Genomic DNA, 9,718 nt, shown 5'->3' with positions numbered 1-9,718 from the left:
CCACCACCGCCCGCCCGGAGGGCACGGACTACGTGCTCGACGGCGTGAAGACCACCGTCGAGGCCGCGGGCGAGGCCCGGTGGCTGCTCGTCACCGCGACGGTCGAGGGCGAGCCCGGCTCGTTCCTCGTGGACCGGGAGACCCCGGGCGTCACCGTGCGCAGGCAGACCGTCCTCGACCTCACCCGCACCTTCCACGAGGTCCGCCTCGACGGGGTGCGCGTGCCCGCCGGGCGGCGGCTCGACGGGGACCGGGCGGACGTCCAGCGCCTGGTCGACGACGCCGCGGTGCTCGCGAGCGCGGGTGCGGTCGGCGTGATGGACCGGCTGCGGGAGATGACGGTCGAGTACACCTCGGTCCGCGTGCAGTTCGGCCGTCCGATCGGTGGTTTCCAGGCCGTCAAGCACGGGATCGCGGACATCGCGCGGGACGCGCTCGGCGCTCGCGCCGCGGTCTACTATGCCGCGATGGCGGCGGACGCGGGCACGCCGGACTCGGCCAAGGCGGCCTGCGTGGCCGCCTCGCACGTGTCCGCCACGGTCGGCGCGGCGGCGGGCGAGGCCCTGCAGCTGCACGGCGGGATCGGCTTCACCTGGGAGCACGACCTGCACCTCTACCTGCGCCGCGCCAAGGTCGACGCGGTGCTGCACGGGGACGCGGCGGCGCACCGGGAACGCCTGGTCACCCTGCTGCAGGAGACCCCACTCCCGGTCTGACGGCGGGAGGGGCCCGATGCCGGGCCCCTCCCGCGTTCACGACTTCGGCAGCCCCAGGACCTGCTCGGCGAGCAGGTTCTTCATGACCTCGGTGGTGCCGGCCGCGATGGTGGAGGCGCGGCTGCGCAGGAAGCGCATCGCCGCCGGGTTCTCCGCGAGCAGGGCCTGCTCCCCCGCGACGGCCATCAGGGTCTCCCCCAGCTCGGCGGTCGTGCGGCTCCACACCGCCTTGATCACCGACTGGGCCGCCCCGGGCTTGCCGCCCTCGCCGAGCGCGGCGAGGGCCCGCGCGCCGAGCAGGCCGGTCAGCCGAGCGTCCATCCAGCGCCGGGTCAGCTCGTCCCGCAGCAGCGGGTCCTCCACCGTGAGGCCCGTGACCAGCGACTCCACGTCCCGCTGCAGCGCGGAGGCCAGGTTGATGATCCCCGTGCGTTCGTAGCCGAGGGTCGCCATGGTGACCCGCCAGCCCTCGTTCACCGGGCCGAGCAGGGCGGTCTTGGGCACCCGGACGTCGGTGAAGAAGACCTCCGCGAACTCGGACTCCCCGGTGAGCTGCCGCAGCGGGCGCCGCTCGACGCCCGGCGAGTCCAGCCGGACCGTCAGCACCGAGATGCCCTTGTGCTTGGGCGCCTCGGGGTCGGTGCGGACCAGCAGCATCATGTGCGTGCCCTGCATGCCCTGCGAGGTCCACACCTTCTGCCCGTTGACCACGAAGTCGTCCCCCTCGGCGACCGCGCGGGTGGACAGCGCGGCGAGGTCGCTGCCCGCGCCGGGCTCGCTGAACCCCTGGCACCAGATCTCCTCGCCGGTGAGGATCCGCGGCAGCGAGGCCTTCTGCTCGTCGGTGCCGAACATGATCAGCGCCGGGCCGACGTTCTGCAGGCCCAGTACGCCTGCCATCATCGGTGCGTCCACCCGGGCCAGCTCGGCGTCGCACGCGACCCGGTCGAGGACGCCGAGCGCCCGCCCGCCCGCCCACTCCGGCCAGGACGGCGCCGCCCAACCCCCCGCGGCCAGCAGCTTCTGCCAGGCGAGTGTGGCCTCGAACGAGCTGTCGCGACCCCACCGCTCCCGGTAGCCCGGAACGATGGAGTCCAGGTAGGCGCGGAGCTCGCGCGCGGGCGCGCCCAGGTCCGCGTCGATCGTGACGGTCACGAGCCGGTCCTCTCCTCGTTCATGTCCAGCACCACCTTGCCGACGGCCCGGCGCTCGCCGACCTCCGCCAGCGCGGCCGCCACGGACGCCAGCGGGTGCACCGAGCCCAGCAGCGGGCGCATCCCGCCCGCGACCAGGTCCGCGAGCGCCCGGTCCGCGGCGGGCACCGCCTCCGGCAGGTGCCTGCGCAGCGACCGCACCTCGAGCCCGCGCACGATCACGCCCTTGAGCAGCACCAGGTTCAGCGGGATGCGCGGGATCCGGCCGTCGGCGAACCCGACGGTGACGAAGCGCCCGCCCCACCGCGTGGCCCGCAGGGCGGCCTCCGCGTGGTCCCCGCCCACGGGGTCGACGACGACGTCCGTGCCGCCGCCGGTGAGCTCGCGGACCCGGGTCTTCAGGTCCTCGGTCGTGTAGTCGACGCCGGCCTCCGCCCCGAGCTTGCGGGCCACGGCCAGCCGCTCGGGGCTCGACGCCGCCGCGACGACCCGCAGCCCGAGCCGGGTCCCGACGTCCACCGCGGCCGACCCCACCCCGCCCGCGGCGCCCAGCACCGTCGCCCACTCCCCCGGCTCGGCCGCACCGATGGTGACCAGCGCGTGGTACGCCGTGCCGTAGGTCACGCCGAACGCGGCGGCCTCCACCATGTCCAGCCCCGGCGGCACCGGCCGCAGCGCCTTCGCGGACACCGCGACCTTCTCGGCGAACGCGCCGGTGAACGTCGAGCCGGCCACGACGCTGCCGACCGCAGGCTCCGTGACGCCCTGGCCGAGCGCCTCGACGACGTCCGCGAACTCGCTGCCGGGGACGAACGGCGGGCTCGCCGACACCTGGTACCGGTCGGCCAGGATCAGCACGTCCGGGAAGTTCACCGCGGCCGCGCGCACCCGGACCAGCACCTCGCCCGGGCCGGGCTCCGGGTCGGGGACCTCCTCGACGACGACGTCCGCGGGAACGCCGTGGGCGTGGATCCGGGCAGCCCTCATCGGGGCGGCATGGCGGGATCGCGGGGCAGCCCGAGGACCTGCTCGGCGATCGTGTTCCGCTGGATCTCCGCGGTGCCCGCACCGATCGTCGAGGCCCGGGTCGAGAGGAACCCGCCGACCCACCGTCCACGCTGGACCGAGCGTGGGTCGTCCCGCAGCAGCAGGCCGTCCGCCCCGAGCATGTCGACGGCGAACTCGTGCAGGTCCTGCTCGAACGTGGTGATGAACAGCCGCGAGGTCGACGACGCCGGGCCCGGCTCCCCGCGGGACACGATGTCCGCGATGACCCGCATCCCGGTGTAGCGCATGATCCGGACCCGGACCTCGAAGTCCGCCAACCGGTCCCGCACCAACGGGTCCGCGGTCAGCCCGCGCTCCTTCGCCAGCGCGGTCAGCTCCGTGACCACCCGGCGGTAGAGCGCCGCCTGGTTCATCGCACCCGCGGCCCGCTCGTGGCCGAGCGAGGTGCGGACCAGCGGCCAGCCCTCGTTCTCCTCGCCGATCCGGTTCGCCACCGGTACCCGGACGGCGTCGAAGAAGATCTCCGAGAAGTGCGTGCCGCCGGTGATGTCGCGCAGCGGTCGGACCGTGACGCCTGGGGCGTGCGCGTCGATCAGCAGGTAGGTGATCCCCTTCTGCCGCGACTCCGGCGTGCCGGTGCGGACCAGGGTGAACAGGATGTCCGCGTAGTCGGCGTGGGTGTTCCACACCTTCTGCCCGTCGACGACGTAGGAGTCGCCCTCACGGCGGGCGGTCGTGCGCAGCGACGGCAGGTCCGAGCCCGCCTCCGGCTCCGAGTACCCCTGCGCCCACACCTTGTCCCCGCGGATCATCGGGCGGAGGAACTGCTGCTTCTGCTCCTCCGTGCCGTACTTGACCAGCGTCGGCGCGGCGATGCCCAGCCCGGTGCCCTGCGGCCCCGGGACCCGGGCGCGGTTGTACTCCTCCTGGTAGATGACCTGCCGGGTGAAGGGCAGGTCCATGCCGCCGTACTCGCGCGGGAAGCTGGGACCCGCGAAGCCGGCGTCGAACAGGCGGGCCAGCCAGGCCTTGTGCCAGGCACGACCCTCGACGACGTCTCGCGGGCGCTTGCCCGGGTGGTGGTCGGTGAGGAAGGCGCGCAGCCGGGCGCGGAACTCCTCGTCGGTCTCCACGTCGGCGGGCGTGGCGGTGAGCGAACCGGTCATCTCAGATCCCCACCAACGTGGCCAGCCGCGCGCGGTGCGCCGCGGGGGCGCCGAACAGCAGTTCCGAGGACTTGGCGCGCTTGAGGTACAGGTGCGCGTCGTGCTCCCAGGTGTAGCCGATGCCGCCGTGGATCTGGACGGTCTCCTTCGCCGCGTGCACCGCGGTGGTGGAGCAGTAGGCGCCCGCGAGCGCGGCGGCGATCGGCAGCTCCTCACCGGCACCGGCGATGCGCTCGGCGGCCACGGACGCGGCGTTGTACACCGCGGACTTCGCCGACTCGACCTCGAGCAGCATGTCGGCGCACTTGTGCTTGATCGCCTGGAACGAGCCGATCGGCCTGCCGAACTGCACGCGGATCTTGGCGTACTCCACGGAGAGGTCGAGGCAGGCCTGGGCCGCGCCCACCTGCTCGGCCGCGAGCGCGACGATCGCGAGGTCCAGGACGTCTCGCAGGTACCCGGCCTGGTCACCGGCCGGGCCGACCCGGACGGCGGGCGCGGCCTCGAGCGTGACGTGCGCGAGCCTGCGGGTCGGGTCCAACGCGGTGAGCGGCGACCGCGAGACGCCGTCGGCACCCTCCACGGCGAACAGGGCCGGGCCCTCGTCCGTGCGGGCCACCACGAGGAGCAGGTCCGCGGACCCGCCGTCGATCACGAAGGTCTTGGTGCCCTCGAGCGCCCAGCCCTCGCCCTTCGGCGTCGCCGTGGTGCGGACGCCCTCGAGGGTCCACGAGGAACCCTCCTCGCTCACGGCCAGCGCCGCGGTGCGGGTGCCGTCGACGATGCCGGGCAGCCAGCGCTGCTTCGCGGCGTCGTCCCCGCTGACCGCGAGCGCCTGGCCCGCGAGCGCGACGCTGGACAGGAACGGCGCGGGCAGCAGCGCGCGCCCCATCTCCTCCAGCACGATCCCGAGCTCGACGGGCCCGTACCCGGCGCCGCCGTACTCCTCCGGCAGCGCGAGGCCCTGCAGCCCGAGCTGCTCCGCCATCTGCCGCCAGACCGCGGGATCGTGTCCCTCCTCGGACTCCATCCAGCGGCGGACGGCCTCACTGGGCGACTTGTCGGCGAGGAAGCGGCGCACGGACGCGCGGAGCTCCTCCTGCTCGTCGGTGAACGTGAGGGTCACCTTCGGTCCTCCAGGAGACGTAGGCGCAGCACCGGGCGGGCACTGCTTGAAAAGAGGATACTTCATTGGACCTCGTGGAGGCGAGTACCGCTCAGAGCGCGGGCAGGTACGGGACGGCGTCGAGGAGCTCACGGGTGTAGTCCTCGGCGGGGTTCGCGAACAGCTCGCCGACGGGGCCACGCTCCACGACCGCGCCCGCCCGCAGCACCACGACGTCGTGCGCGAAGGCCTCGACCACGGCCAGGTCGTGGGTGATGAACAGGTAGGCCAGGCCGCGTTCGGCCTGCAGGTCGGCGAGCAGCTCCAAGACCTGCGCCTGGATGCTGACGTCCAGGGCGGACACCGCCTCGTCGCACACGATGAGCTCGGGGTCCGTGGTCAGTGCGCGGGCGATGCTCACCCGCTGGAGCTGGCCGCCGGACAGCTGCGCCGGGAACCGGCCGAGCAGGTGCGAGCCGATCCCGACCCGCTCCAGCAGGTCCACGACCCGGTCGCGGCGCTCGGCGCGGTCGCCGATCCCGTGCACGATCAGTGGCTCGGCCACCGACGTGCCGATCGTGGTGCGCGGGTCGAGCGCCGAGAACGGGTCCTGGAACACCATCTGGGCCCGGGTGCGGAAGGCGCGCAACGCCTGCGGGGACAGCGCGAGCAGGTCCTCCCCGCCCATCCGCACCGATCCCGCGTCCGGCTCGACCAGACGCAGCACCAGCCTGCCGATGGTGGACTTGCCCGCCCCGGACTCCCCCACGAGCGCGAGCGTGCGCCCGGCCTCGAGGTCGAACGACACGTCGTCGACCGCCGTGCGGACGGGCGCACGGCGCCCGGCGCGGAACGTCTTGGTGAGATCGCGGACCTCGAGGAGCGCCATCGCTTCCCCTCCGGCGGTGTCGGTGGCCAAAGAGTGTTCTCTTGTGGTCATCTGCACCGTAGCCTACTTTTCGAACGACATCACTCGATGAAGAGGACCCTCAATGAGACGACGTTGGGGCCGGCTCGTCGCGGCCGCGGGTGCCCTCGCGGTCGTCGTCGCCACCGCCGCGTGCACCGCTCCCGCCGCCGACGGGCCGGGTCGCCCGCCGCCCGCCGCGGACACCCCGGTCGATCCGAACGGGAGCCTCACCGTCGGCACCGTGACCGTCCCGACGGGCTTCGACCCACACCGGGAGCGGACCGGCGGCGAGCGCCCGTACACCTTCCTCGTGTTCGACCGGCTCACCCGGCTCGACGGCGCGCTGCGCGCGGCGCCGATGCTGGCCGAGGGCTGGGAGCTGGCCCCGGACGGCCGGTCGCTGACCGTGCGGCTGCGCCCCGGCGTGAGCTTTCACGACGGCACCCCGTTCGACGCGGCGGCGGTCCGGGCGAACATCCAGCGCGCCAAGACGATCGAGGGCTCCACCTCCGCGGACGAGCTCGCCGCCGTGGCGGGTGTCGAGGTGCTCGACCCGGCCACCGTGCGGTTCGACCTCACCGCGCCGACCCCGGAGCTGCCGGAGCTGTTGGCCGGGCCCGCCGGGGCGATGATCTCGCCGCGGGCCCTGGCGGACCCGACCGTCGACCTGCTGAAGGACCCGAGGGACGCGGGGACGGGCCCGTACCGGGTCGCCGAGTTCGTGCCGAACGAGCACGCCGTGTTCACCCGGGCGGCCGACACCAACTGGGACCCCGGCGCGGGACGCCTCGCGCAGCTCGAGGTCCGGTTCGTCTCCGACGACCGCACGCGGGACTCGGCCCTGCGCGCGGGCGAGCTCGACGTCGCCTACGTGAACCCCCTGGCCGCCAACGCCATCAAGCAGGCCGAGGCGCTCGGCCGGGGCGGCGGGTTCGTCTACTACCGCTTCCCGACGGGCGTGCTCAACGCCATGCTGCTGCGCTCGACCGTGCTGACCGACCCGCGGGTCCGCGAGGCCGTGATGCGCGCGGTGGACCGGGACCCGATCGTCCGGGGGCTGCTGCAGGGGACCTGCGTGCGCAGCGACCAGCTCGCGCGGGAGGGCTTCCCGGGCCACATCGCGGACTTCACCGACCCGTACCCCTACGACCCGGAGGAGTCCCGCAGGCTCCTGGCCGAGGCGGGCCTGGTGGGCGGGATGGACCTCGACATCTCCTTCATCACCGGGCGGCAGGCCATCCCGCAGGTGCTCCAGCAGCAGCTCGCGGCGGTGGGCATCACCGCCTCGCTCACCCCGCTGACCTCCATCGAGGTGCTCAGCGCGTACCGCCAGGACCAGCTGGCCTCGTGGAACTACCAGGTCGCACCCGAGCTCAGCCCCGGGGCGACGACGGACTTCGTGCTCTCCCCCGCCGGTGTCGGCGGGCGCAGCGAGCGGGTCGCCGCCGCCGCGCGCACGGCCCGTCAGACCATCGACCCCACCGCGCGCGAGCAGGGGTACGAGCAGACGAACCGGCTGATCGCCGACGAGGCCTTCTTCGTCCCGGTCTGCCACCTCGACGCCCACTTCGTGGCGACCGACCAGGTGGTCGGCTTCGACACGGCCCCGGTGGCCTACGCCCAGTACATGCTCGACCTGCGCTACGTCGCGCGGGCCGCCGAGGAGGTCCGATGAGAACGCTCTGGCGGTTCGTGGTCGCGGTGCCCGTCCTGTTCGTGGTGGTGTCCTTCGGGGTGTTCGGGCTGGTCGCCCTCGCCCCCGGGGACCCCGCGGTCGAGCTGGCGGGCCAGGGGGCCTCCGAGGCCGCGATCGCGCGGGTGCGGGAGGAGCTCGGGCTCGACCAGCCGCTGCTCGTGCGCTACGGCGACTGGCTCGCCCACGCGGTGCGCGGCGACCTGGGCACCTCGATCGCCCGCAAGCAGGACGTCGGGGAGCTGCTGCTCTCGCGGCTGCCCGCCACCCTCTCGCTGGCCGCGCTGGCCCTCCTCCTCGCCCTGGTCGCCGGGCTGGTGCTCGGCACGCTGGCCGCCGTCCGGCAGGGCGGGGTCCTGGACCGCGCGGTGTCGGTCTTCGCCGCCGCCGGGATCGCCCTGCCGCAGTTCTGGGTCGGCCTGATCCTGGTCGTGGTGTTCTCGCTGCAGCTCGGCTGGCTGCCCGCGACCGGGTACGAACCGATCGGCGAGGGTGTCGGCGGCTGGCTCACGCACCTCGTCCTCCCTGCGGTCGCGCTGGCCTGGCTCCCCGCCGCCGAGCTCGCCCGGCACGTCCGCAGCGCGACCGCCGAGGTCCTCGACCGGGACCACGTCCTCACCGCGCGGGCCAAGGGCCTGCTCACCCCGCAGATCGTCGGGCGGCACGTGCTGCGCAACGCCGGGATCCCCGTCGCCACCGTGCTCGGCACGCGCATCGCGCAGCTGCTGGGCGGCACCGTCGTGGTCGAGACGGTCTTCGGGATCCCCGGCCTCGGCTCGCTCACCGTCGACAGCGTCCTGGCGCGCGACATGCCCGTCGTGCTCGGCGCCGTCGCCCTGGCCACCGGAGTGGTGCTCGTGATCAACTTCCTCGTCGACCGGTCCTACGGCCTGATCGACCCGCGGACGGCCGAGGGGGCGCGCGCGTGAGCGCCCCCGAGAAGGAGCGGGAGCACACCGCCCCCGCCGCGGAGGGCGCGCCGACCCGCGAGCGCTCCCCCGTCCTGCAGCGGTTCCTCGACGAACGGGCCGCGCTCGTGGCGCTCGGCTTCCTGGCGGTCCTGGTCCTCGTCGCGCTCCTCGCGCCGTGGATCGCCCCCTCGCCTCCGCAGGCGATGAACCTCGACGCCGTGTCCAGCCCGCCGAGCGCCGCGCACTGGCTCGGGACCGACGAGCTGGGCCGCGACCTGCTGAGCAGGTTCCTCTACGGCGCCCGGACCTCGTTGCTGGCCGCGCTCCAGGCCGTCGTCGTGGCGCTGGTGATCGGGCTGCCGCTGGGTCTGCTCGCCGGGTACGCGGGCGGGTTCGCCGACACCGTGCTGTCCCGGGTGAACGACGCCGTCATGGCCGCTCCCGCGCTCGTCCTCGCCGTCGCGGTCGTGGCGGTGCTCGGTCCGGGCCTGTCCAACGCGATGCTGGCGATCGGGATCGTGTTCGCGCCGTCGCTGTTCCGGATCGTCCGCGGCGCGACGCTGCAGGTCCGCGGCGAGACCTACATCGAGGCCAGCCGAGCCATCGGGTGCACGCCCTCGCGGATCGTCACCCGGCACGTGCTGCTCAACATCGTGCCGCCGGTGATCGCCCAGGTCACGATCCTCGCGGGGGTCTCCATGCTGGCCGAGGCGAGCCTGAGCTTCCTCGGCCTGGGCGTGCGCCCGCCGGAGCCCAGCTGGGGCAGCCTGCTGCGCGACGCCTTCGACAACCTCTACACCGCGCCGTACCTCGTGTACGCGCCCGGCATCGCCATCGGACTCACCGTGCTCGCCCTCTCCCAGGTGGGGGACGGGGTGCGCTCGGCGCTGTCCGCGGGGCGGGGACGGAGCAGGACATGACGGACACCCTGCTCGACGTGCGCGGCCTGCGCGTCGAGTTCCCCTCCCGGCGCGGTGCGGTCCAGGCCGTGCACGGCGTGGACCTCACGCTGGCCCGCGGGGAGACCCTCGGGCTGGTCGGCGAGTCCGGCTCCG

9 protein-coding genes are annotated in these 9,718 nt (G+C 74.1%); 4 read left to right on the top strand and 5 right to left on the bottom strand.

Annotated elements, in window-relative coordinates; genetic code table 11:
• On the top strand, positions 1-716 hold a 716-nt coding region (locus H5J29_RS10435), incomplete at its 5' end, for an acyl-CoA dehydrogenase family protein (protein WP_181780728.1).
• 36 nt (positions 717-752) lie between these two features.
• Here H5J29_RS10435 and H5J29_RS10430 read toward each other — a convergent pair.
• The 5 genes from H5J29_RS10430 to H5J29_RS10410 form a co-directional block, all read right to left on the bottom strand.
• Positions 753-1,871, bottom strand: coding sequence for an acyl-CoA dehydrogenase family protein (locus H5J29_RS10430; protein WP_220187229.1), 1,119 nt, complete (start codon positions 1,869-1,871; stop codon positions 753-755).
• Positions 1,868-2,857 (bottom strand): NADPH:quinone oxidoreductase family protein, encoded by a 990-nt coding sequence (locus H5J29_RS10425; protein ID WP_181780727.1) that lies wholly within the window; start codon positions 2,855-2,857, stop codon positions 1,868-1,870. Before H5J29_RS10425 ends, H5J29_RS10430 begins: the two co-directional genes overlap by 4 nt.
• Positions 2,854-4,044 (bottom strand): acyl-CoA dehydrogenase family protein, encoded by a 1,191-nt coding sequence (locus tag H5J29_RS10420; protein ID WP_181780726.1) that lies wholly within the window; start codon positions 4,042-4,044, stop codon positions 2,854-2,856. The genes H5J29_RS10425 and H5J29_RS10420 overlap by 4 nt, the downstream gene beginning before the upstream one ends.
• Position 4,045: 1 nt before the next feature.
• Positions 4,046-5,170, bottom strand: coding sequence for an acyl-CoA dehydrogenase family protein (locus H5J29_RS10415; protein ID WP_312858146.1), 1,125 nt, complete (start codon positions 5,168-5,170; stop codon positions 4,046-4,048).
• Between the two features lie 91 nt (positions 5,171-5,261).
• The gene (locus H5J29_RS10410; RefSeq protein ID WP_181780724.1) at positions 5,262-6,038 is read right to left on the bottom strand and encodes an ATP-binding cassette domain-containing protein; all 777 of its coding nucleotides are present in this window, start codon (positions 6,036-6,038) and stop codon (positions 5,262-5,264) included.
• A gap of 103 nt (positions 6,039-6,141) precedes the next feature.
• Here H5J29_RS10410 and H5J29_RS10405 point away from each other — a divergent pair, with 103 nt between their 5' ends.
• Genes H5J29_RS10405 through H5J29_RS10395 form a run of 3 tightly spaced genes read left to right on the top strand, consistent with a single transcriptional unit; the run spans position 6,142 to position 9,583 of the window.
• Positions 6,142-7,734: an ABC transporter substrate-binding protein gene (locus tag H5J29_RS10405; protein WP_181780723.1), complete on the top strand. Its 1,593-nt coding sequence runs from the start codon at positions 6,142-6,144 to the stop codon at positions 7,732-7,734.
• Positions 7,731-8,681 (top strand): ABC transporter permease, encoded by a 951-nt coding sequence (locus tag H5J29_RS10400; RefSeq protein ID WP_181780722.1) that lies wholly within the window; start codon positions 7,731-7,733, stop codon positions 8,679-8,681. The genes H5J29_RS10405 and H5J29_RS10400 overlap by 4 nt, the downstream gene beginning before the upstream one ends.
• Positions 8,678-9,583, top strand: coding sequence for an ABC transporter permease (locus H5J29_RS10395; RefSeq protein ID WP_220187228.1), 906 nt, complete (start codon positions 8,678-8,680; stop codon positions 9,581-9,583). Before H5J29_RS10400 ends, H5J29_RS10395 begins: the two co-directional genes overlap by 4 nt.
• The last annotated feature ends 135 nt before the right edge of the window (positions 9,584-9,718 follow it).

This window comes from Pseudonocardia pini, from assembly GCF_013870575.1.
Lineage (GTDB): Bacteria > Actinomycetota > Actinomycetes > Mycobacteriales > Pseudonocardiaceae > Pseudonocardia > Pseudonocardia pini.
The sequence above is the reverse complement of the archived record's forward strand: the minus strand, read 5'-3'. Positions and strand labels throughout refer to the sequence as shown.

What these genes read in the sequence shown, in the direction of transcription:
- H5J29_RS10425 (WP_181780727.1), bottom strand. Translation starts at nt 2,857, where the DNA reads ATGAGGGCTGCCCGGATCCACGCCCACGGCGTTCCCGCGGACGTCGTC.
- H5J29_RS10420 (WP_181780726.1), bottom strand. Translation starts at nt 4,044, where the DNA reads ATGACCGGTTCGCTCACCGCCACGCCCGCCGACGTGGAGACCGACGAG.
- H5J29_RS10410 (WP_181780724.1), bottom strand. Translation starts at nt 6,038, where the DNA reads ATGGCGCTCCTCGAGGTCCGCGATCTCACCAAGACGTTCCGCGCCGGG.
- H5J29_RS10405 (WP_181780723.1), top strand. Translation starts at nt 6,142, where the DNA reads ATGAGACGACGTTGGGGCCGGCTCGTCGCGGCCGCGGGTGCCCTCGCG.
- H5J29_RS10400 (WP_181780722.1), top strand. Translation starts at nt 7,731, where the DNA reads ATGAGAACGCTCTGGCGGTTCGTGGTCGCGGTGCCCGTCCTGTTCGTG.